Consider the following 23,808-nt stretch of genomic DNA (forward strand, 5'->3'; position numbering starts at 1 on the left):
GCATGGCCAACTTGTTCTCTCTGGGCCTTGATCTCTTCGACAGTGTCAGGAGTTCACTATTCGCTGAGCCGCCGGCCCCTATTTCGCCGCGCCCCGCGACAGTGCCACCCCCTCAATCCTCGGTGCCGTCTCAGGCCAGCCCCGGCGCACTACAACCGCTGAGGAGCTGGAGTCATCCCTTCAAGGATGACAGCCACCCGCTGCTACAGTTGACCCGATTGGCCCAAGCGGCAGCGGGCTACTATCCGCTGGGGCGCAATGGCCTCTGGCACGGCGGCGTGCATTTTGACAGCGGCACTGCCGGTGTCCTGGATCAATCCAGCGTGCACTGCTTGGCCGACGGTGAAGTGGTGGCTTACCGCATTGACGAGCACTCCCCGACCACGCCTTACCTCATCGACGGGCTGACGGTGCCGAAGCCATTCTCGCGCAATTTTGTGCTGGTACGTCATCGTCTTCAGCCGCCGACCATCGAGGGCAGTCCGGACACACCGCCCAGTTTGACCTTTTACAGCCTGTACATGCACCTACAGGACTGGGCGATTTATCAAGCGGATGTAACCGTGGCTCGCCCAGCCTTCTGGCCCGAGGGGGCGACTCGTCACGTCAAGGTGACGGTGACGGTGAACGATGTCCGCCCTGGTCTCCCTGGGCAGCGGGGCTTGAACGTGCTCAACCAAGCACGACGCGGCAAGGTCCTTGGCTTCCTACCACGGTGCGCGGAGGTAACCGTCAGCGGCGACGGTGATTACCGCAAGCTGGAGAACACGTTGGGGCCGGATCTCCTGAAAAACGCCGAGGGGTCGCTACTCGGCTACCTCGCCTATAGCTTGTTGGAACCTAGCGCCGGAGGCCAATATCAGGTCAAAAGTCATGATCAGGTTAACGTCCGCGCCGAAGCCAATGCCCATAGCAAAGTGATTGCGAAACTGCCGCCAGGCACCGAAGTGGCGGTTAGTGGTGAAGGCGAATTCCGCAAGCTGGAACGCGTCAACCAGTATGTGCATTACACATCGCTGCAAGGCGCACAGGCGCCCCTCGCGCAGGATCGTATCGTCGTGCTCGATCAGCCGGTAGCGATCAAGGCCGGCGACTTGATCGGTCATATTGGCTTGTATCAAGACTTCCGTGCGGCCCAGCCGGAAACGAAATTGCACCTGGAAGTGTTGAGTGGCGATGACGTGGGGGCCTTTATCCAAGCCAGTCGCACGTGGGCGCAGCGGCTGCCCGCCAATGGCAAGACCTGGCTGAAGCTCACCAAGGGCACTGCCGTGGTGGCACACCAAGACAGCTTCAGTGCCACCCATCCGCCCATCTTGAGCGAGAGCACTCCACTAAGTGGCGCCGACTTGTTGGTGCCCAAGAGCCTGCTCGATGGCTTGTCGGCCGAGCAGAAAGTTGCACCGCCGGCTACCAACGGTCGAAGGGCCTGCAACTGGTACCGTCTCTTTGGTCTGCTCAACAAAGCCGACAATACGTTGCTTAGTGGTTGGGTGCGGGAAGAAGTGGGCGTAACCCCTTGGGTCAATCCCTGGTCATGGGAAGGTTACGAGGTGATCTATGACTCCACCTCCCCTCGAAACAGTCTGGCCTCGTTCCTGCATGCCCATAACGCTACCAGCTCACCTTGACACCGAGCGAGCCTTGCACGGAGGACTTGACGCTCGCATTGCCGTCGATGGCGAAGACGTTACCGAGCTCACCGTAGAGACTGGTGCGCGAGTTCAGCGCCAGCGTCAACCCACCGGCCAACTCCGCAGCGCTGTAGCCGGTGGCGCTGCTCACGTCGGTGAACCCACCCGGGCCGACGAAGCGCGCCTCGTCGTTGCCCGAACCGGCGTAGTACAGGTTGAAGCGCCCATAGGGCTGCAACCGACCCGCTGCTGTGGGCATCTCGCCCTTCACCCGTACGCCCAGACGGGCAATCCAGCCGGCATTGGTGTTCTGCCGCACCCTCGCGCCGGCAATCAGCACGTCGTCGAAGTCGCTCTTCTGATAAATAAGTTGCGCCTGCGGCTCGATCGTCCAGCTTTCGGCCAGCGGGAAGGATTGTCCTACCTCGACGGAGGCATTCAGACTACTGGCCTTGCCCGAGGCACTGGCGGCGAGGTCAGGCCGTACACTGTAGCGGTGGCTTGCGCCCTGCAGTACTGCATCGACGTAGCGACCCTGGGTATCGCTCCAGGTGGCGTAGCCGCCCAGGTAGCGCGACTGCAGATTGTTAACGCCCACGCGTGCCCAGGTGCCGCGCGCGTTGCCGCTCACGTCGGTGCCGCCCCCGAGGTACCCGACGTAGAGGCCGGTATGCCAAGTGGGCGAAGTCCAGAGATCAGTGCCCACCTGCAGACCGCTCAAGTGGCCCTTGCTCTGCGGGTTGACGGTGCCGTCCTGGCGAACATCGACTTCGGTATAGACCGCGCGCGCCCAGGGCCGGCGCTCTGGTGCCGAGGCGTCTTCGTCGCCGACGCGCCGGTGCAGGTTGCCCAGCATTGTGAGATCGCCCTGGCGTAGCTGTGCGGGCAGCGCGGCGAACAGCGGCACCTCGGTACGGAAGGTCACTACGGGTGGCGTCGAAGGCTGCGTCACCGAGGCTTCCGAGCGCAGGTACCAGTTCTCGCCGGTGCCGCTGGCATCGGCAGCAAACAGCCGGTACTCGAAGGCGCCGGCGTCCACGTGGCCGCCACCGGCCAACGTGAAGGCGTCCTTGGTTGTTTGTGCAGTGGTGGTGGCGCCGTTGAGCGCAGAGACGACTTCGATACCGTTGCCGGTGGTCTGCGCGCCCAAGCCACCCAGGTTGGTGATCTGGATGGTGGTGCTGCCGCTGGCGCTGGCGGTCGGGCCTACAAACACCAGACGGTCGCTCAGGCTGCCGCTGCCGCCAAGTACTGTGCCCATGCGCAGGATGCCACCATCACCAACATAGGCGCCGGTGACGGTCAAGGTGCTGCCGGACGCGGGACCCAGCAGGCTAACAGTGCCGCTGTTACGCAGCGCAGCTACGTCCTGGTTGAAGCCTGCAGTGTCCAGCGTGGCGCCGCTGTCGACCACGTGCGCCGAGGCGGCGCTAAAGCTGCCCGCGGTGCCCGCCTTGAGTGTGCCGGCTGCCACTGTGGTAGTGCCGCTGTAGTTTTGCGTGCCTAGGAAGGTAGTGGTTCCCGGGCCTGCCTGCGTCACGCTGCCGCTGCCGATGATGGTGCCGTCAAGCACCAGCGTATCGGAGCGGTTGATGATCAGGGCGCCATTGTTGGCGATGTTGCCCACCACACTGCCGCTCGATCCACCATCGCCGAGTTGCAGGGTGCCAGCGTTGATGGCAGTGCCCCCCGTGTAGCTCTGATCGGCTGTGAGCACGACAGTGCCGGGGCCCGACTGGGCCACCGAACCCGCGCCGCTGACGACGCCGTCGTACGTGAGCGTGCCGCTGCGATTGAACACCAGCGCGCCACTGTTGGTAATGTTGCCCAGCACGCTGCCCGTGAAGTCGCCGTTGCCGATCTGCAAAGTGCCGGCGCTAATTGTTGTGCCGCCTTCGTAGAGGTTGTGGCCCGCAAGCACCAGGGTGCCGCTACCGAGCTTGGTGAGCCCGCCGATGCCGCTGAGGGTCTGGCCGAAGGTGGTGTTGTGGCCGTTGGTGTCGATGCGCCCGCCCAAGGCATTGAGCGTGACGGCCCGGGTGGCTGCAGGGTTCATGTCGGCGTCCAGTCGTAGTGTGCCGGCGCCGAAGATCAATGCGCCGCCGGCTGCGCCGAGGTTGGCATCGCTCGCCACCGCGAGTACGCCATTGCCGAGGAAGGTACCGCCGGCGTAGCTGTTGGCTCCGGCGAGCACCAGCGTGCCGGTGCCGAGCTTGTTGAGCATACCGGGGCCAGAGATGACTCCTCCCAGCGTCAGCGTGGTGTCCGCCGCAGGGATGAATGTGCCGCCGTCGCCACCGAGGTCTACAGCTCGCGCGCTGTCAACGCTCGCGCTGGTGATCAGCGTGCCGTTGTTCAGGTTCAACCCGCCGGCAGCTGCGCCAAGATTGGCATCGGCACTCACCTGCACAGCGCCGCCATTGATCGCGGTGCCACCCGAGTAGGTATTGATGCCGCCCAAAACCAACAAGCCTGCATCGGAGCGCACCAGCCGGGCCGGGCCATTCGCGCCATCGACGATCGGCGCGTTGATGGTGGCCACGGTGAGTGGATCGACCCGGATGATGGTTTCCGGCTCGCCGGCTAGTGCGAAGCCACCACCCTCGATGGTGTAGCCGCTGGTGCGAAACTGCATACCCTCGATCGCGATGTTCTCGCCCAATGTGACGGTGCCTGCCGTGCCTTGGAAGACGGCGAAACCGCTCTGCCAGGGAGCATTGACGTTGCCGGATGCGCTGGTCCAGTTGGTGGTGGTGGTGTTCCAGGTCGCCGTACCGCCATCGACCGCATTGTTCGAGCTGGTATTGGCCCCATCCCAGAACTGCAGCGCGAAACCGCCCGAAAGGGCGATCAGGTTCACCTGACCCGGTGTGGCGGTCTCGACCAGGAAGTCGCTACTGACAAAGCGCGTCGGCAGCGCCCCCCCGACCGTTAGCCCGTTGTTGGTGAGCGTTCCGCCGTAGTTGAACAGGCGGTAGACACCGGGCGACATGCCCCCGAGGTTGACCAGATTGAGAGTGCCGTCCAGCGTGAGGTTGCCGGCTACCGTGGTGAGGTCGTTCAGACTGCCTCCGACTTGGCCGGGAAGGCCCAGCTCGTAGTCCAGTTGCGAATTGGGATTGAGCACCAGCAAACCGGTACCGAAGGTGCCCGGACTGTTGCCTGGTGCCAGATGGCCTGCGTCAGCGACGGTGACCAGGCCGGCCACCGTGCCGGTGCCGCGCAGCGTCGCGCCCGCATTGACCTGCGTATTGCCGGCGACCGCCCCGTTCACTGCCAGCACGCCCGCGTTGACGTTGGTGAGACCCGTATACGTATTGAGGCCTGTCAAGCTGAGGGTGCCGCTGCCGGCCTGGATCAGCGTGCCGGTGCCGCTGACGACGCCGTCATAGCTCAGAGCATCGCTGCGATTGAATACCAGCGCCGCGCTGTTGAGTACGTCACCCACGATGAAGCCACTGCTGGCGCCGGCGCCGACTTCCAAGGTGCCCGCGCCGATAGTGGTGGTGCCGGCGTAGGTATTGTTGCCTGTGAGGGTCAGCGTGCCAGAGCCCTGCTTGATGAGTCGGCCGGGGCCGACGAGCGTATTCGTAAAGGTGTTGTTGTTGGCCATCGTGTCAATGGTACCGACGGTGGTGAGCGTTACGGTGCGATCGGTATTGAACGAGGTCGTGAGTTGAAGCAGTCCACCGTTCGGGGCGACGCCACTGAACTCCAGCGGAGCTGCGGGGGCGCCCAGATTGCTGTTGCTGGCGACACTCAGGACGCCATTGTTGATGTGGGTGGTGCCGGTGTAGGTATTAGCTGACGTCAATGTCAGCCCCCCCACGCCCGCCTGGGTCAGCGAGCCGGTACCGCTGACCACACCGCCGAAGGTCAGCGCATCGGCCCGATTGAATGCCAGCGCTGCGTTGTTGACGATGCCGCCAAGAACGCTGCCAGTTGCGCCGCCATTGCCCAGTTTCAGCATGCCGGCAGAGATCGTTGTACCCCCTGTGTACGTCTGTGGGCCCGTCAGGGTCAATGTGCCTGCGTTGGCCTTGACGACCGTTCCGGTTCCGCCAATCGCCCCGGCGTAGGCACCTGCTGTTGCCTGGTCAAATAGGACGGCGCCGTTGTTCGTTATGAGCGGCGGCAGGCTTTGAGCCTGGGTTTGAAGCGTCCCGGTCGGCTCGACGGCGATGCTCCCGTTGAATCCTGAGTTGGTCCCTGTGAGTGCCAAGGTGCCCTGTTGAATATCAACGGCCAAGCGACCGCCCGAGCCGCTGTCGCTTACCGAACCGGTCAGGGTCCAAGTTCCGGATCCGCTCTTGATCAGGCTTTGGAAATTCCTGAAGGCACCCGGGAGGCTGTCCGCCCCGGCCCCGCCGAGCGTCAGGCTGTTGATGCCGCCGCCGCCGTCCAGCAGGCCGGTGAGCACCGAGCCGGTATTCAAGGTCAAGTCGTCGTCGCCACCGCTGAATTGAAGATTGCCTTGAACCCGCGCCCCGGATTCATTGGTGAAGACGATTCCCTGATTCCCGCTGCTGCCAATCGCCTGATTGTTCGACCCCGCAATGATGATCCCAAAGTTATCTACGACGTTTCGGCCGCCGGCGATGGTCTGGTTATCAAAAAAGATCGCCGACGACGCGCCTCCTTGCACGGTCCCGTGATTGACGATCCTGTTGCCATCGCCAAATGCATTGATCGCCTCCGCCGTTGTCGCAGAGCCTGCCGCGCGAACCGTCGCACCAGTGCCTATGGTCAAGAAGGCGTTGCTCCGGAATTCGATGGTATTGGGGCCTCCTGAACCGCTGGTTGCCCCCGGGTAGAAACCGCCTAATGCCGTTATTGGGCTATTGCGAACAATAGTATTAGGCCCGAGGGTAATCGTTGCCCCATCCCCCAGCGAAATCGCATTGGCGTCGCCAACGACAAGCTGCGCTGGCGTCGCGCCGCCGTTTAATGTCACGCTGTAGCCAGCAACTGTACTTGGCCCCGTGCCGATGGTCGCCGTATAAGGGTTGGGATTGCTGCTGTCGCAAGTGGCGGTCGCGGCCGTCACGATGCAGTTGGCTAGTGCTAGGGGCGCGAAGACCACCCCGCCTAGCACAACAAGTACACACTCCGGATGCCGACAGTTCATCATTTCCTGCTCCACGCCCCTTCGAGCGATTTCGAACTCAATGAAGGTGACCTCATTCGTATCGGCCTCCGCAGTAGGTTGAGCCGACTCCAACAACCGTGACCGTTTACTGAAGGAGCGCTTGCAGATCGCTGGTCATCGCTCTGATCGCCGCCTTGAAATCATTCGCCGTAATCGGTTGACTGGAGTTTTTAAGATTTTCCCCAAACACCTTGCGCACGGCTTTTGCCACCGGCGCCCCGGTACTGGCGTCGACCAGATCGGCCTCGATAAACTGCTCGGTGTTTTGATCACGGTGTCCAGTCGCGGCCTGAGTAGCACCCACTACTGCGGCGACCGGCACGACTTCGTACCACTTCATGCCTTCGTTGGAGGCCGTCACGCCAGTGATTGCCGCATGTAAGACGAGCGCACGTTCACCTTTGCGAACCTCCCTGTACTCGGAACGACCCGATAATTTTGCGACAACGCCTGTTTGGTACTTTCAGTGGTGTACGCCTGCAATTCCTGCAATGTTTTCAAATCCACACGCTCGTTCGGCTTGGGTGCCGGATACAGCTCAAGACGCTCGAACACCACAGTCGAATAGGCCGACGGCTGGAACCCCGGCGCCATCCAACGCATCACCGTCGCCCCACTCGGAGACGTGATTTCCTGCAAGCCGTCATAGCTCTTGAGGAAGCTGGAGTACTGTTCTTTCTCCGTCACCTTCGGAACGCAACCTGCCAGTAACAAGCTGCTCAGTGCAGCACCCATAATCCATTTATGAGACAGGTTCATGTAACGGTACTCCTTGGGTTGAAGTGTTACGCAGTGGTCCTGCCGAGGTGTCATAGGCGACGCCGAAGTCCCATAACAAATCAGGGTTCATTTGATACTGCGCGCCAATGGCCAATTGATAGGTGTCTTTGTAATGCGCATCGATGGTGGTCGACCGCGCACCGCCAGCAGAGGTGTCCACGTCTAGGCCGATGTCACCGAACTCCGACCAGCCCTGCCAGTTGACCGAAGCCAGGAATGCCCATTGCGAGTCCAGTTGCTGGTACAGGCTGAGGGTGGCGGTTTGCGGTACTTTCAGATCGATCTTGGTATTGGTACCGTCGAGCCGACTCACAAGCGAGCCGCTACTCTTTACATCCAAGCAATCCTCGAAGTCCAGATCGACCTGGCTGGTGTAGGCCAGACCGATACGCGTGCCCGGTTGCGGCGCATAGATCATGCCGACATTGGCACCGTAACCCCAAGTGCCATCCTTGTATTTGTATTGCCCGTCCGCACGGTCCGTCAGACCAAGAGGCGTTTGATCAATGGCGGCCTCGGATTTCAGCATGCCATACATGGCTTTCACACCGACACCCACTGACCATTGCTCGTTGAAGCGATAAGCCACACTCGGTACCAACGACAACCCTGCGATACTCGCGTTCTGCACGAAGTAACGTCCAGACCAGTCGTTGTCGTAGTTTCCGCAAGGCCGAAATCGCCATAGGAGCCGAAGCCGACAGACCACTGCTCATCCAGTTGATGACTGATGAAAAAACTGGCGCCGGGGATGGGGTCGAGCACATGGCCGCTGCCGGTGCCTGGGGTATCGGTTGCACCGTCCCGTTCAAACGAAAGATTGCCAAATAAGATCTGCGCGTCGGCAGTGATTTGAGTACCTCTCAGATAACTCATGCCAGCGGGGTTGCTGGCGATCGTAGAAGGGCCTTGCGCCCTCGCCCCTGCGCCGGCATTGGCCAGCCCTGCATTGTCGGTGGCGATCTCATACACATGAGTCCCCCCTGCAAAACCTCGCTCGCTGGAGAAGAGTGTCAGCAATCCAAGTACTGAAAAAGACAGTGCACTTTTATTCGACTGCATGGCGTCCCTCTCTAATGGTGTTTAATCACTATCGATCAGATAACAGCACACCCGATTTTTTATTGTGAGCTAGAGTATTGCTCAAGATTTGAACTTGTCCATGCGGTCATCGTTAAAACAGCGACATAAAAACCTATGCTTCGAAAAAGATTGGCAAATCAGTCGGCTTAATATCAGTCGGGCGAACTGACGCATGGGCGTGATTGTAGTGGTCAACTAATCCCGGACACGACGTTAAGTTTTTCTTCGGCCCGAGCTGGCGCCAGTCCATCGTTGAATTGATGGGGCCGAATCCAGTTGTACCGATGCATCAAGAAATGACTGATATCGCGTTGGGCTTCTTGAGCAGTCCTGTAGCTCGTGGTCGGTATCCATTCTGTTTTCAAGCTGCGGAACACGCGCTCCATCGGCGCGTTGTCCCAGCAATTTCCCCGACGACTCATGCTCTGACGCATTCGATAACGCCACAGTCGCTGGCGAAATAAATGACTCGCATACTGGGCGGCACGGACCATACCTCGCAATACCTACTGGGGCTGGTGGGGCTGGGGATTCCGGGAAGCGCGGCGCACATTGGCATGCCCGTTTCACGCTTTCTGGCGCTGTTAGGGGTGTTGCGCCTGCCCACCCGAACCGCTGAAGGCATCAGTGCCCTCGGGACGTTGTTGGCACCGCAAACAGCGCCAAGCGTCACCGCGCATGATCCCTTGCGCGTGCCCTTGGCGAGCCCTGCCACCCTGAGTTGCCGGCGGCCCATCCGCTTGGCGTCGAACCCCATTCTTGGCCGTAGCGCCACGGATGTGAATAGCCAGGTGTTGGTGACGCTGAAAACCTCTGCGCCTCAGGAAGCCTTGAACTGGTTGCCGGGTGGGCAGTTGCACACCGATTTTTTAGCCTTGCTGCATGTGTACCTCGGTACTCGCTTGCATGCCCGTCTGAAATTGACGGTGCCGCGCGCGTTGCTGCCGGACGCCCAACTGTCCTGCCACGTTTCACCAGGCGGCGCGCAGTTAGGACGAACCGCCGCGATGAAGAGGATGTCCAGTGCGCCACCCCGCGATCAACAGGAATGGGTGAGCGTTAGCTTAGGACGCTATCAAGGCGTTGTTGATAACCCGCATGACTATGAGGCCGAAGATGGCGATTATAAATATTAATACCCTGACAGGGCGTCAGGGATACGCCCAATTAGCGTTGGTCTGGGGGCTGAGCTGGGCCCTTTCAGGGTGAGGGTTAACGCAAAGCGTTTCAGAGGGGGCGGTCCGGGCCGGTAACGCGATTTTCTTTAAACAGGTCAAAACCTCGCACTTGAATATAGCGGCGCGTCCTGCCAGCAACAACAATCCAGACGAAGCACCCTTGGCCACGGTGATACGCGTCTACCAGCTGAAAAATCGCAAGGCGTTTGATACGACGGATTACTCGACATTATTTTCCAATGATCGCCTGGCGATGAAAGACGATTGGCTGGTGGAAAAAGATATTCGTATCCAACCCGGTGGCACGGTGGCACGGTGGCGATTGATATGCCGATGGAGGCCGGCACTCAGTTTGTGGCGGTGGCCGGACTGTTTATATCACCCGATATGGCCAGTGACAGTTGGCGGCTGGTGCTGACCCGTGAGGAGCTTGATTCGGATCAAGCGCGACACATTGAGCTCAAAGGGCAAACGCTGACGTTGTTGCCGTTGAAGGATGACTGATATGTCGCAGCCTTCGCTCTACGAAATACTGACCGGCAACTTTGCGGGCGGCTTAGAGTTGCATCAGGTCAGCGAAGAAAATCAGGTCATTCTGTCGGTGCTGGACAACATGCAACGGATTCTGAATTGCCGGGCCGGCACGCTCAGTCATTTGCCCGACTATGGCCTGCCGGACATGAGCAGGATTTTGCAGGGGATGCCCGGTACGGCTCATTCGTTGCTGGCAACACTGTCCGATACCTTGCTCAAATATGAACCCCGGCTAAAAAGCTTGCAGGTTATTTTATTGCCACAGACGTCCCCCGGACATTTGGAATATGCCATTGACGCCGAACTTAAAGGCGTGGGGTTAGTGCGTTATGGCACCGCCTTTATGCCCGAAGGACGGGTATTGATGCGGCACTTAAAGCAGCAAAACTATATCCAGCATTAGTTTGTCTTGCAGTGGCCAGCACTCTGCCGTGAGGGCTGGGTTGATCCTTTAGAACTTTACTTTTTAAAACTACAAGAGCATCGGTTATGTCACGGTCAGAAGATCGCCAGCTGCGCACAGGAAGTGACCCGCGTGGGTTGGCGGATTATGCAGCGTTACGCGCCGAGTTGGCGAAGCTCACGCATCCGGCCCGCCCGGATATCAATTGGCAAAAAGCCGAGCTGCTGTGCTTGAACTTGTTTCAACAAAACGGGGCTGATCTTCAGACGGCGGCCTAGTATACCATGGTGAGAGCCCAGTTACAGGGCATTCAAGGCATGAACGAAGGACTGGCGATCCTGGATACGCTGGTCAGCCAGCAGTGGGCTTGTTTTTGGCCGCAGCCGCTGCATGCGCGTATAGAGATTTTGACAGGGCTCAGCTTGCGACTGCATCAGCTGTTGAGAAGTTTTACGCTCAACTTCACGGATTCGACTCAGGCTTACCAGGCTTCGCAGTATTTGAATGCGCTTGCAGATGACTTGCGGCAGCAGGGCGTTCAACGCACCAACCCGCTCAATGAATTGCGCACCTTTATGCACAACAATACGGCCGCTCGACTGGAAAGCCCTCTTGTGTCAGCCAGCGATCACTCCAAGGTTCTGCCGTTTGAAGCCGCAAGGGTTACACCGCGAACCTCAGCGGCGCAACAGCCGTGGGTGTATGTGGTGGAAGCCGAGCTGCAGGAACGTGAGACTGGGGTGGCACCGCATAGACCGTGGAAAGTGTTTTCGGCGGGCGTACTGACCGCTCTGCTCGTGGGAGGCTTGGCAGTCTGGGGTTGGCAGGCGTTGAATCGTCAGTCCGCAGCACTCGTACTCGTGGCGCCTGTGCCGATGACGCTGAGCGAGCCTGCTCTGTCTTTACTCAAAGCCACGCAAGGTGAGGTCTTAAAGCGACAAGCCCCCAGACTAATCGCTGAAACCACGCAGCAGCTTGAACAATTAACTGCACTGTCCCCGGTCTGGGCGCAGGACTATGGTTTTGTCTTGGTCCACCAAGCCAATCGGTTGTGGCCTGAGTCTCCCGAGGCCCAGCGCCTGAACGAACACTGGCAACAGCAGCTGACTACGAACGCCACGCCACTGGCGGCGTTGTCGGGTTGGCATCAAACCATGGAACAGTTGCAACAACTGACCCGCCGATTGGATGGGCTGGATGAAAAGCGCGGGCACTACATGACGGTGTCAGAGCTGAAGTCGGTGGTCTTCGCCATGACTCAGTCGATGGAGCGGTCTGTTCCGCTAGAGGAACGGCTGTATCAGCTCACAGCGCCTGAGGATAAGCCCCTGCCCATGCAAGCGCTGCAACATCAGGTTGAGATCAATTTTACTCAGCTGCTCAATCGCTATGCGCTGATTAAGCGGGCGGCGAACAGGCAGTAATTTTTTAGCGCATTGGCTGGCTATTCGCATCACACCTGAAACAGTGACCGCCCTATGCGCCACGCTGTCCAGCGCCATAGCTGTTTACTTTATTTTTCCCAACTAAGGTATCAAGTTCTGATGGATGCGAACTTTTCACTAAATCCCACTAGCGACTGGGGCATATGAATAGGTTTACGGTCCAGAAGAAGACACCGAAAACTCAGCAGACGGCATCATCTACATAATAACAAAATGGCGGGCTGCTGATGGCTGTCAAGGCTCAAGGAGCGACAGCAACATGGATAAAGAGTTTTGTATCGTAATAGCAGCAACCTTGCTGGTCTGGTTTATTGCGGTAACGGCCTTGGTGCTCTGGCTGACTTCAACGGCTTAGCGAGAGACGAAGCAGTCATTTCGCTTGCGTGAGCAGGCGCTCAGCTGGAAAACCGCTCTTTCGGACTTTTTCAGTATCAACGCCTTAGCAAACAGCATTAAATCCAAACCTGCACATCGGACGTTTCTCAAAGCACTGAATTCAAGGAAAAAAAAGCGACTGCCTTTGGGAGCAGTCGCCTTCGAAAAATACTTTCGTAAAAGATACATATGGAAAGGGACGCAACAAATCAGTAAAAACACACGACTGCTGACGGGTTTACTGCTGATCTGTCCCGCAGCGTCCCGAGGTGTATTAAATGTCGATTTGCAATGGGTTTATGTAGGAAATTTCTGAAAGATGGTTTTTCGGCAAAAAGCCAGAGAGTGGGTAGGCCAGTTCTTGGGTCAATGAACGGACAGGTAGGGGGCACTCACACTCTTCAGTACTCGCCAATACTCAATCCCGTCGCGCACGAGATGGGGCATCAGTGGCTTACTTTTTTTGAGGGCGAGTCAGCAAAACCAAAGGTGCGAGTATCATATATCCGATAACCCATATCGAAATAATGAACAGCGCAACGAGGATTGTAGCAAATGACGTCTCTTGTTTTTGTGCCGCAGTCATTGTTTTCGCTTCATGGAGGAATGCATTAACCTCGAAGATCAGGGAGGTAATTATAAAAAATTAAAAAAGATAAATGACCATGTGATAAGTTGTCCTATTATGCTTCGCTCAGGTTTGCGGAGTTGATGGCTGCAGTTATTGAAATTCACTATAGTGGCGCTAATTTCAACAAGGCAATTAGAACACTGTATTGAGGTCATTTTATTCTCCGCTTTTATGCGCCTGACAGCCGGGTCAAATGCCCGCGTCACTATCAAGCCATAACTCTGCGTATTTACGATGTAGGTAAATTCCGAAAGGTGTTTTTTTGAATGCTGGCCCTCTGCCGAAAGAGGGGCGATCGATCCCAAATGACACCCTCAATAGCCCTCGCACACGCGGGAAGCCAAAAAAACGCCAAACGACTATTGGAGGTAGGCCATGACCAACGGCTGGACCCCCGAGCGCAGCACGCGGCAAGCCTTGATGATTCCTAGTGGAAACCTTGTTAGCACAGCAGCAGCCCACGCAGCGAAGGCGGTAAAGTCATTGTCGCGCGGAATATCCGGAAAGGAGCGGTCGGAGCGATGTTACGAGAGATGTATCAGGGCACTTCGCGAGCAGGACAAAGTTTGCGGTGATCTATCGAATTGATAGCGTCAGACACGTCCTACAGCCACCCGTGATACTCGGCACGGTTTTCTGGCGAAGCCTCTTTCCATTGTTTTTCACCATCATCAGTGTCAAGTCGATGATTCTTCATTGAAACGGCGGGCACTGGAGTAGCGATCACTCCAATATCGGTTGTCCAGTGAGTCAATGCGAATAGACTTGCCGGTGCGAGGTGCGTGAATGAATAGATTGTTTCCGACATACAAACCTACATGGCCCACTCCTCCCTGCCCATTATGGGTAAAAAATACGGCATCGCCAGGTTGGAGTTCATCGCGGGGGACGCGCTGGAAGTCTTCGTGAATCATTAAGCTGGTCGTGCGGGGCAATTCCATCCCCGCTTCACTACGAAACAGATAGACCAACAGCCCGCTACAATCAAAGCCATTTGCTTCGGACATGCCTCCCCATTTGTAGGGTGTGCCGATCAGTTCTTGTGCTCGCTGAATGACGCGCTGGCTGGTGTCCGTTGCTTCAGGCTCGGACAACTTTCTAGGGCTGTCGAGGTTCGTCGGGTTTTCGGCAACTGTTGCCGTTCTACCAATAGTCGCTTGGTGACGCAAGGTGAGCGCATTGTCGGGTCTGACTGAGTCGGATGGAGACGCATTGCTGTTATCGAGCGCTCTGCCTTCCAGGTGTAACCAGTCGCGAGGACTCAGTCCATCCGCCCGACTATCGAGCGCCACTGAACCCAATACGACCATAAAAAATACAAATACGGGGAGATACACCTTCTTACCACTCGGGGAAATTGATAGTGAGCGATAGCTTAAAGGCGAATTTTCAACAGTGATAACGGCTACGTCCTGCCTCGCCGTAGGAAATTTCCGATATTGACGCGGCCTCGAAACCTGCTTTATGCGTTGGCCGGTACTTCGAGCTAGCGGTTGCTTAAGTTGCGCGGAGGCAATACGAATTGAGAGATGCAGAGAGAAATCTACAAATGCACCATCTCACTTGACGTAGAAATCAGCAACACGCCGGAAAACTTAGGCCATCGACAGGCGGAGTAGAGGAAGTAGCATCTTGAGTCATACGATTTTGCGTTTCGGTGAGTAATACGGCAAGAAGAGTCTCTTTCCGCCTCGGTCGCGGCCAGAGCCACATTGAGAGCACTGAGCCGCGAGAACGCAACCAGCCACGTTCTAAAGTAAATGCTCACTCAGATCAGGTTATTGCGCTTGGCGAAATCAGCCAGGTACACCACCGATTTCACCTTGAGCTTCTCGATCAGGCGGGTCTTGTAGGTGCTGACCGTCTTGTTACTAAGCAGCATAGCGTCACCGATTTCCTTATTGCTCAGGCCATGGGACAGTTGCTGCAAAATCATCAGCTCACGGTCGGACAGGCTTTGGATCAACTCCAGGTCTGTGGATCCGACATCGCTGCGTCGCACCGAACTGGCCGCCAGGTTGGGAAAGAAGGTGTAGCCGCCCATCACGGCTTTGATCGCCTTTACCAACTCATCGAGATCGTTGGTCTTGGCAATATAGCCGGCAGCGCCAGCCTTCATGCAGCGCATGGAATAGAGGAGTACCGACTGCGAGGTTAGCACCAGGATCTTGCTTTTGAGGTTCAGAGCACTGATGCGGTTGATCACTTACAGGCCATCGAGCTTGGGCATGGCGATGTCCAACACAATCAGGTCCGGCGTATGTTCTCGGGCCAGTTGCACGGCGTCGGCACCGTTATCCGCCTCGGTAACCACCTCAAAGCCTTCCTGCTTCAAGAGCATTTTGACCGACGACCGAATAAACGGATGATCGTCTACCACCAACGCTTTAAACATATGAACCCCAGTAATACACGCCGGTACAACTGGTGACGAGAAGGTCCATGGCGCAAAAACAATGAAATGACCGACCAGTCACTGCGAAGCTCGACAATACACGAGCGCGACTGAAGTGTAGGACGTTTCTCGTCTTTTTCTGCGGAGGTTGAAAACGTAGTTGTTGGGTCGCTCCGGGGCCTTCCCGCCATTGCAGCAAACCATGAGCGGTCATGGGCCCGGGCTGGACCCTACCTTGGGAAATTCCGGGGGATTCTGCGCCAGTTTTCGGGGCTGCATCTGGATCGAATTCCCGATGAAACCACGATCCTCAATTTCCGCCATCTGTTGGAAAAACATGAGCTGGCCGGCGGGATTTTGCAGGTCATCAATGGCTATCTGGGCGATCGCGGCTTGCTGTTACGCCAGGGCACCATCCTCGATGCCACGATCATTCATGCGCCCAGTTCGACCAAGAACAAGGACGGCAAACGCGATCCCGAAATGCACCAGACCAAGAAAGAAAATCAATATTTCTTCGGAATGAAAGCGCATATCGGTGTCGATGCCGAGACGGGTTTGGTGCATAGCCTGGTGGGCACGGCGGCCAATGTGGCGGACATGACTCAAGTCGATCAGTTGCTCCATGGTGATGAAACGTACGTCTCTGGCGATGCCGGTTACACCGGTGTAGACAAGCGTCCCGAACATCAGGGTCGCCAGATGATCTGGTCGATTGCCGCCCGGCCAAGCAGCTATAAAAAGCACGCAAAAAAGAGTCTGATCGGGCGCATGCGATGCAAGATCGAATACGCGAAAGCGCAGGTGCGGGCCAAGGTTGAGCCTCCGTTTCGCGTGATCAAGCGCCAGTTTGGTTATACGAAAGTGCGCTTTCGTGGCTTGTCGAAAAATATCGCGCAGCAGACAACGTTGTTCGCTTTGTCGAACTTGTGGATGGTGCGAAAACGGTTGATGGGCATGGGCGAGGTGCGTCTGTAATGCGGGTTAATCGCCCTGAAACAGCGCGATTAGAGGAAAGAACCGTGAATTAAGGACAAGAAGGTCTGATTTTCGACCGGCTTATGATTTTTTGAGCATCAAGTAGTGAGGGCATCAAAAATCCGTGGGTACTTCAGACCTTCCCTAGGGTCTGTTCCCGTTTCCATCTAAGTCATTGATATATAAGAGCAAGCTCGTATCGTTGTAGCTCTCACACAAAACCAATACGAGCTTGCAATGCCCCGATTACTGCTCAGTGATGAGCACTGGTCGAAGCTGCGGGAAATTCTGCTGCACAAGGCCATCTACAACAAGCGCGATCTACGGATGACCGTCGAAGGCATGCTGTATCGCATGCGCACAGGATGTCCCTGGAGAGACTTGCCCGAGGCCTTTGGAAGCTGGAGCAAAGTCTACAAGCGTTTCAATGCCTGGTCCGCGTCAGGTAAGTGGCTCAAGGTTTTTCAGGCGCTGGTAGCTGAACCGGACATGGAATGGGTTTTCATCGATGGCAGCTATGCCAAGGCCCACCAGCACAGTGCCGGTGCTGCCAGTGGCAAGGATGAGGCAATAGGGAAAAGTCGAGCAGGCAACACCAGCAAGATCCACTTGGCTGTAGATGCCTACGGGCTACCCGTCGTATTTGAAATCACGGGTGGCCAGATCAACGACTGCACACAGGCGCCTGCGTTGATTGCCAAGGTTCCCACTGCCGAAACAATCATTGCGGACAAAGGCTATGACAGTGAGGCCATACGTGAACAGGTTGAACAACAGGGCGCCAAAGCCGTGATTCCGAGAAAACGCAACTCGGTGAAAGGCAATGCGGATCTGGATAAAGAGCTTTACCGCAACCGGCACCTGGTAGAAAACGCCTTTGCCCGGCTGAAGCACTATCGAGCGGTCGCATCGCGATTCGACAAACTCAAGAGAAATTACGAAAGCGTGGTGGCTATGGCTTGTGCCTTCCTCTGGCTACCCATGTGAAACGGGAACAGCCCCTAGGGTGAGCGAGAGAGGTGCCAATTACCCTGTTGGGGTATGCAAACTCAGAATTACGACCGCTTCGCCCGAACGCGGACCAATCCGTCGGTTCTTATTCTCCCAATCAGACGTTCCCTTGATGAAATTGCGCTGTCAGTGCTTGGATCGATCAAACAATCCGGGAAGCCTTGGCCTGGACTTGCGCTTAATGGTCCGAAAAGGAATCACTGGCTGTATCCAGTATTGCAAACCCAATCGCAACTTTCAAAACCTCAGAGGAATAGCCGAGCGGACTCGCTCATGGTTATGGCCTCTGGAAACAAACACCCTGCGAAAGCGCAACCCTCGCAGGGTGCGGGGTGACTATCTTATCAGCCGCCACATTTAAACGGCGTCTGCGCTGCCCTATATGTTCGACTCAGGCGACTATATCTGTTGCCTGGGCTAGGCCTACCGTGGCCACTGCAAAATCGACCTCACCATTGCCTGTAAGGTCAATCAGCAAACTGGACTCATTTCTTTCAGCGAAGTAAACCAGAACAGCATCACCGGCACTGCCGGTGAAGTCGCTGACAAAGTTCAACGAAGCCGTGCCAGAAGAAAGTGCCGTAATACCAGTCAGGTCGATCTTATCCTGACCGCTGACAAAATCCCCGATCCAGTCAGGATCACTATGAGTCGAGTCACTGGCAGCACCAAACGCAAAGATGTCGCTCCCCGTTCCACCCCACAACGTATCCCTTCCGCCACCACCGTAAAGGATATCGTTGCCTGCACCGCCCACTAACTGGTTAGCTGCTGCGTTGCCGATCACGAGATCGTTACCCCATCCTCCTTTAGCATTCTCGATGGTCACACCCTGGACAATGGAGATGTTGCCAACCAGACCACCGACGTCGGAGAACGAGCCTTCATTGAGGTTGATTTTCTGATCATTGGTGAAACCGGAGAAGTCCAGTGTGTCTTCGCCATCAGCGTCCCAAACCGAAAACAAAAGTTTTGATGCCGATGAGGTGGCGCTGTAGAAATCACGCTCAGTGTTGGAGTTGAATCCATACACTGTGTTCTCGGTACGGGTATTCATGTTGGCGCCGTAAAGCTTTTGGATAGCGATAATGTCATCCATCAATGGTGCCGCTGCGTAGATACCACTACCGTCCTTGGCGAAGTTTTGCTGCGTATTGCTCTCACTCCAGTAACTCATGAGAGAGTAACCGCGGGTGTCCTGAGCATAGGACACATCGTTATACGTCGGCCTGCCACTGCTCGCATTGTAGACACCGGGGTGAGCCAAACCCAAAGTGTGGCCGATTTCATGAGTCAGGGTATGACGGCCGTAATCGCCATTTTCCGGGGTCAAATTGCGTTGATACGCATCTGTAATCAAGTACCAGGACTGACCATCGGTACTCTTGCCCTCAGGTACAAATGCGGTCGCAGGAACACCATAGCTGGTACCGAAACTCCCGAAACTCAAATGCCCGTCGCCGCCAGAGTCCGCCTCGGTAAATGTCACATTTGAAACATCCGACCAGGACTGCAGTGCCAAAAAGGCCTGGGCTTTCTGCTGCTCACCAAACGCTATAAATGCCCCCATCTTGGCTTGAAAATTATCAGGTGCCGTAGTTAGAAAGCTATAACTGAGCTGGATTTTCCCATCGCCGTTCTGATCATGCCAAGACACGCGTTCGCGGAGTAGCTGATCTGCTGCTTGATCGGCGGTGAACGACGGCTTGCCATTGATTAACTCCGCCCCCCCGCGATCATATTGATGGCTGAACAAATTGATTTGGGTATACGCCATACTTGGCTGAGCTGAAGAAATAACAGCGCTACTATTAACTCTCGACATTAGTTACATCCTGTTTTCTAGTTGGTTTCAGCGGACCTCCCCCCTTCCATGAGAAAGCCAATGAGCACCCGTTTTCAGGTGCAGAAAACACTGACACAACTGTCGGCCTATTACCTATTTATTTTTTAGATTGTATTAATGCTATTCAATAAGCTGTCCACAAGACAATTCATGAAATATAATAAAACTTGACATTCCGACCCTATCAGACGAGTGAGGCGTATCAAAATACAGCAACGACACGAAGGTAATATCTTTTAATTCAATTGCTTACGAAGATCGCTGCAAGCAGGGGACACAGGTCAAAAAGCACTTGGTTATTGACTGCCAGACGTTCGAAAGACTGCCATTCACCCGTTCAGATATTATCCAAGATAGAAATATTCTGTAATGAACAATAGAGCGCGCCCTACCTTTGCTCACGCTTGGGAAATGCACATCCCACTAGGGGGTGTTCTCAATCAGGCCAGCCATATGACGACTGATACAAGACTCAGCATCGACTGGTAGTTTCTTGCCAGTCGCTCATATCTGGTTGCAATACGGCGGTACTGCTTCAGTTTCTGGAAACAACGCTCCACCAGATTACGTGCCTTGTAGGTATGTCGATCCAGCTTTCGGGGCGTCAGACGATTCCCTCTTGAGGGGATGACGGCTTCAGCCCCATTGCGCTGTATCAACTCCACGAAGGCATCTGAGTCATAACCTTTGTCTGCCAATACCGCATCGGGCGTAAAACCTTCGATCAGCGCTTCGGCTTGGCCATATTCAGAGCTTTGTCCGGGCGTCAGCAGCAGGCGTACCGGGTTCCCCAGGGCATCGACGGCCGCATGAATCTTGATGCTCAGTCCGCCTCTGGACTTGCCCATGGCTTCGGCGTCCTGCCATGTTTTTTTGCCGCACCATGCTGACGAACGCGCACTATGCTGCCATCCACCATCAGGTGTTCTAGGTCAGCGTCAGTCGCAAGCGATGCCATGATCTGTAACCAGACGCCTTTGCGTGACCAGCGGTTATAACGCACATAGACCCGATGCCAGTGACCGTAGGTTTCAGGTAGATCCCGCCAGGGCGCGCCAGTTCGGGCAATCCAGAGTACCGCCTCTACAAATAGACGGTTATCGCGGGCGGTCACGCCACGGTCGCTGGCTTTGCCCGGCAGCAGTTCCTTGATGCGCACCCATTGATCGTCACGCAACCTATAGCGGCTCACCAGTTACCCCCAAATAGCTCAAGGGTATCGAATGGCACTAATTAGCTCAAATGAGAACGCCCCCTAGCCATGCTATTCATTATTTCGATATGGGTGGTCGGGTATACGATCCTTGCATCGTTGGTTTTGCTGACTCGGTCTCAGAAAAAGTAGGCCTCTGAACCTCAGCCCTGTGTGGAGTTTTTTACACTCCCTTGACGACTCTTTTCCGGCATCCCTGTCCTCTTTCGTGGAGCTGTGGTCTGAAATACCAACAGACGTTGCGGCTGATGAAAACTAATGAGGCGGGCGTGTTTATTAGTTGAGCGCAATAACTGCTTGATGGGCACCTTTTACGGGCTTGGCGTTGCGGTCACTGAGCAATCAAACCAGCGAATCCTATCGCAATGGTGAGTTTCGGAAATTCCGTTACACAATACTATGTGTTCTATTTAAATTTGAAATAAGCGACAGCTGGACTAAATTTTAGTTGTGCGCTTCCCCGCCGACAGTGGCCCGAGACGCTCTCTGGTTGCGCGGACATGCGGATGCGCTGACTTTGTGGAGGTCACTATGCGCGACGCAAAATCAATTGATCTGGACGTGGTCGGTCTATGGCGAGCCAAAAAGGAACTGGCGCTGCATCTACAAAACTGCATACATGAGAATGATCCTGGACTGCTGGCTGCCGCCTTGGGGGCGGTGGCGCGGGTCGACGGTTTTAGACAGCTCTGCCGAGACACCGGTATTCGACGATCGACGCTGTATCGATTGCTGGCCATTGATGTTGATCCCAGCTTTTCCACCTCGCGCGCTCGGTATTAAGTTGTACAGCGGATGGGAGGGGGCGGCCATGAGCTCTGAGCAATCAATACCGGATGGCGAACAAGCTGAGTCAAAAAAGCGCAAATAGTCTGTGCGTGATACGTGTCCCCAATTGTCACCCGAAACGGCACCCGAACCCGAATGGGTTGATGCGTTCGACGCACGCGCGTTGCTCAACGCTATGACCCGCAAGGTACGCACCGGGCCTGCGGCCAAACCGCTCACGCGGTTGTAGGAGCGGTAACTCTCGCCTCTAAAAGGGGCGAGCCAGTCACGCGTGGGCGGTGTTGACTAAGCAGAAAAATCCCATAAAATCGATTCGCAAATCAAATCTCAGAAATTCTCAAATCAACGCCACGCTACAAACAAGGGCTAGCCGATAGCGTTACCCGCCGGGCCCCGTCCGTCATCCTTGGTCGGCGAACCGTCCGCGAACGCCACGATGGCACCAATGCAATACCACAGCGTGATACCCGCGAGGATTTCCCCGTTCATCGTTCTGTCCCTCTGGCAGCTTTATTATGGAAAAAACAGTATATTGGACCTATTATTATGCTTGGCGCTTTTGGCCTTGTCGGGCGGTGGTCCTGATGGAAAAGAATTCGAGGGTAGCTGGATTGAAGCTAACCAAAAAGATGGAAAACCTTGGCTACTCAAGATAAATATAACTGGGGAAATCAGAAGTCGTCCGCGGCGGACGCGAAGTATTCCACACTATATGCCATCAATATGGAGTTAATATTCAGAAACGTCTTGCGTGGATCGATGGGCTCACAGGGTGTGATAGCAGCATTGCATGACGAAAAAATTTATTCGGGAGAATGTATTTACGAACAAGCCAAGTAAGTGGATGTAAATGTAAGCAAGATTTTTTATGCGCCTCGCTATTTGGATGAAAGCCTTAGTTGGGCTACGCCTTTCACTACTCGGCGATGGTGCTCTGAGCCATTTTAGTTGCACAGTATAAATAGTGCATATATCACACTCCAAGACTTTGTATAGGCTGCGGGCGAAAGTTTTGTGTCTGAGAAATATTATAGCTTTCCGTAAAAACTACCGAAACAATTAAAAGTGAAACCTTTCGGCCTACTAATATAGGGGGAATCTGATCACATAGGGACCTCTGCCGGTCAGCTCGGAAGGTACGTAATCGGGCGCCTATATGTCCAACAGCAACAAAAGGTGCCGTTTGCCCGCAGCCGGCGCCAGTCCTGCTCATCGAGGGGCACACTTTAGTCATCGACATCCGTGCCCAAGCACCAACAATGGTTACGGAGCTTCGGTCGCGGCCAGAGCTGCATTGATGCACAGAGCAGCGAGAATGCAACCAGCTATGGTCTCAAGTAAATGTTCATTCAGATCAGGTTATTGCGCTTGGCGAAATCAGCCAGATACACCACCGATTTCACATTGAGTTTCTCGATCAGACGGGTCTTGTAGGTGCTGACCGTCTTGTTACTTATCAGCATCGCGTCACCGATTTCCTTGTTGCTCAGACCATGGGACAATTGCTGCAAAATCGTCAGCTCACGGTCGGATAGGCTCTGGATCAACTCCAAGTCTGTGGATTCGACATCGCTGTGTCGCACCGAACTGGTGGCCAGGTTGGGAAAGTAGGTGTAGCCGCCCATCACGGCTTTGATCGCCGTTGCCAACTCATCGAGATCGTTGGTCTTGGAAATATAGCCGGCTGCGCCAGCCTTCATGCAGCGCATGGAATAGAACAGTACCGACTGCGAGGTCAGCACCAGGATCTTGCTTTTGAGGTTTAGAGCACTGATGCGGCTGATCACCTCCAGGCCATCGAGCTTGGGCATGGCGATATCCAGCACAATCAGGTTCGGCGTGTGTTCGTGGGCCAGCTGCACTGCGTCGGCTCCGTTGTCCGCCTCGACGACCACCTCAAAGCCTTCCTGCTTCAAGAGCATTACGACCGACGACCGAATAAACGGATGATCGTCTACTACCAATGCTTTAAACATATGCCCCCCTATAATACACGCCGGTAACAACCGGTGACGAGAATCTCTATGGCGCAAAAACAATGAAATGGCCGACCAGTCACTGCGAAGCTCGAAAATACACAAGCGCGACTGAAGTATAGGAAGTTTCTCAGCTTCGGGGGACACAGGGGAGATCGACGTTACCAAGACGGCTTTTGATCGTTAGTCGTTATGAGTATCAGCTTGCGAGTACTGATGCAACGGACGAACGCCAGCCGGTGGGGCTGACGTTCAGCATAAGACCTCGCGTCTTAGGGCATCGTCAGCGTAACCACATACATCCCAGTCCGTACAGGTATGCCAGCGTCATCCACCAACGCATACAGTTGATTGTCATGGCGACCGCCGAGGCCATTGTCAGCAAGCA

14 protein-coding genes and 6 pseudogenes are annotated in these 23,808 nt (G+C 55.7%); 10 read left to right on the forward strand and 10 right to left on the reverse strand.

Translation table 11 applies throughout. The annotated features are described in order from the left end of the window. The first annotated feature begins 2 nt into the window (after positions 1 to 2). Complete coding sequence (locus ACA068_RS31040; RefSeq protein WP_497310758.1) at positions 3 to 1,631, forward strand: SH3 domain-containing protein; 1,629 nt, start codon at positions 3 to 5, stop codon at positions 1,629 to 1,631. On the opposite strand, the gene ACA068_RS31045 is transcribed toward ACA068_RS31040, so the two are convergent. The 4 genes and pseudogenes from ACA068_RS31045 to ACA068_RS31060 form a co-directional block, all read right to left on the reverse strand. Continuing rightward, positions 1,615 to 6,765 carry an autotransporter outer membrane beta-barrel domain-containing protein gene (locus ACA068_RS31045; protein ID WP_497310759.1) on the reverse strand — a complete coding sequence of 1,717 codons (5,151 nt, stop codon included), beginning with the start codon at positions 6,763 to 6,765 and terminating at the stop codon, positions 1,615 to 1,617. The genes ACA068_RS31040 and ACA068_RS31045 overlap by 17 nt on opposite strands. A gap of 103 nt (positions 6,766 to 6,868) precedes the next feature. Beyond that, a pseudogene (locus ACA068_RS31050) lies at positions 6,869 to 7,542 on the reverse strand (DUF3313 domain-containing protein). 40 nt (positions 7,543 to 7,582) lie between these two features. Beyond that, a pseudogene (locus tag ACA068_RS31055) lies at positions 7,583 to 8,625 on the reverse strand (OmpP1/FadL family transporter); the annotation flags it as partial. 212 nt (positions 8,626 to 8,837) lie between these two features. Then, positions 8,838 to 9,134 (reverse strand): annotated as a pseudogene (locus ACA068_RS31060) (integrase core domain-containing protein); the annotation flags it as partial. On the opposite strand from ACA068_RS31060, the gene ACA068_RS31065 reads away from it, so the two are divergent. The 6 genes and pseudogenes from ACA068_RS31065 to ACA068_RS31090 all read left to right on the forward strand — a co-directional run bounded on the left by ACA068_RS31065 (position 9,111) and on the right by ACA068_RS31090 (position 12,897). After that, a complete protein-coding gene (locus tag ACA068_RS31065; protein ID WP_497310760.1) occupies positions 9,111 to 9,782 on the forward strand; it encodes a type VI secretion system baseplate subunit TssG in 672 nt (223 codons plus the stop codon). The pseudogene ACA068_RS31060 and the gene ACA068_RS31065 sit on opposite strands and share 24 nt — an antisense overlap. 151 nt (positions 9,783 to 9,933) lie before the next feature. Next, positions 9,934 to 10,074 (forward strand): annotated as a pseudogene (locus ACA068_RS31070) (type VI secretion lipoprotein TssJ); the annotation flags it as partial. A 65-nt stretch (positions 10,075 to 10,139) separates the two neighbouring features. After that, positions 10,140 to 10,328, forward strand: coding sequence for a hypothetical protein (locus tag ACA068_RS31075; RefSeq protein ID WP_497310868.1), 189 nt, complete (start codon positions 10,140 to 10,142; stop codon positions 10,326 to 10,328). Then, positions 10,321 to 10,761 carry a type VI secretion system baseplate subunit TssE gene (gene tssE / locus ACA068_RS31080; RefSeq protein ID WP_497310761.1) on the forward strand — a complete coding sequence of 147 codons (441 nt, stop codon included), beginning with the start codon at positions 10,321 to 10,323 and terminating at the stop codon, positions 10,759 to 10,761. The genes ACA068_RS31075 and tssE overlap by 8 nt, the downstream gene beginning before the upstream one ends. Before the next feature lie 317 nt (positions 10,762 to 11,078). Next, positions 11,079 to 12,185, forward strand: coding sequence for a VasL domain-containing protein (locus ACA068_RS31085; protein ID WP_497310762.1), 1,107 nt, complete (start codon positions 11,079 to 11,081; stop codon positions 12,183 to 12,185). Between the two features lie 400 nt (positions 12,186 to 12,585). Further along, positions 12,586 to 12,897 carry a hypothetical protein gene (locus ACA068_RS31090; protein ID WP_497310763.1) on the forward strand — a complete coding sequence of 104 codons (312 nt, stop codon included), beginning with the start codon at positions 12,586 to 12,588 and terminating at the stop codon, positions 12,895 to 12,897. A 992-nt stretch (positions 12,898 to 13,889) separates the two neighbouring features. Here ACA068_RS31090 and ACA068_RS31095 read toward each other — a convergent pair. Beyond that, positions 13,890 to 14,549: a C40 family peptidase gene (locus ACA068_RS31095; protein WP_497310764.1), complete on the reverse strand. Its 660-nt coding sequence runs from the start codon at positions 14,547 to 14,549 to the stop codon at positions 13,890 to 13,892. A gap of 431 nt (positions 14,550 to 14,980) precedes the next feature. Beyond that, a pseudogene (locus ACA068_RS31100) lies at positions 14,981 to 15,607 on the reverse strand (response regulator). Positions 15,608 to 15,859: 252 nt separating this feature from the next. Here ACA068_RS31100 and ACA068_RS31105 point away from each other — a divergent pair. Next, positions 15,860 to 16,585 (forward strand): annotated as a pseudogene (locus tag ACA068_RS31105) (IS5 family transposase); the annotation flags it as partial. A gap of 237 nt (positions 16,586 to 16,822) precedes the next feature. Then, positions 16,823 to 17,572 (forward strand): IS5 family transposase, encoded by a 750-nt coding sequence (locus ACA068_RS31110; RefSeq protein ID WP_497309286.1) that lies wholly within the window; start codon positions 16,823 to 16,825, stop codon positions 17,570 to 17,572. A 415-nt stretch (positions 17,573 to 17,987) separates the two neighbouring features. On the opposite strand, the gene ACA068_RS31115 is transcribed toward ACA068_RS31110, so the two are convergent. Continuing rightward, positions 17,988 to 19,421 (reverse strand): serralysin family metalloprotease, encoded by a 1,434-nt coding sequence (locus ACA068_RS31115; RefSeq protein WP_497310765.1) that lies wholly within the window; start codon positions 19,419 to 19,421, stop codon positions 17,988 to 17,990. A gap of 461 nt (positions 19,422 to 19,882) precedes the next feature. Next, a protein-coding gene (locus tag ACA068_RS31120) for an IS5 family transposase (protein WP_497310766.1) occupies positions 19,883 to 20,634 on the reverse strand; the annotation gives its coding sequence in 2 pieces (ribosomal slippage) (positions 19,883 to 20,299 and positions 20,302 to 20,634; 750 coding nt in all). Between the two features lie 552 nt (positions 20,635 to 21,186). Here ACA068_RS31120 and ACA068_RS31125 point away from each other — a divergent pair. Further along, complete coding sequence (locus tag ACA068_RS31125; RefSeq protein WP_497310767.1) at positions 21,187 to 21,438, forward strand: helix-turn-helix domain-containing protein; 252 nt, start codon at positions 21,187 to 21,189, stop codon at positions 21,436 to 21,438. 372 nt (positions 21,439 to 21,810) lie between these two features. Here the strand turns inward: ACA068_RS31125 and ACA068_RS31130 are convergent, their stop codons facing one another. Together ACA068_RS31130 and ACA068_RS31135 are read right to left on the reverse strand one after the other, a co-directional pair. Next, on the reverse strand, positions 21,811 to 21,933 hold the full coding sequence (locus ACA068_RS31130) for a hypothetical protein (RefSeq protein ID WP_497310768.1): 123 nt from the start codon (positions 21,931 to 21,933) through the stop codon (positions 21,811 to 21,813). A gap of 860 nt (positions 21,934 to 22,793) precedes the next feature. Then, positions 22,794 to 23,420, reverse strand: coding sequence for a response regulator (locus tag ACA068_RS31135; RefSeq protein ID WP_497310769.1), 627 nt, complete (start codon positions 23,418 to 23,420; stop codon positions 22,794 to 22,796). Positions 23,421 to 23,808: the final 388 nt, after the last annotated feature.

Source organism: Pseudomonas sp. LBUM1660, from assembly GCF_059695935.1.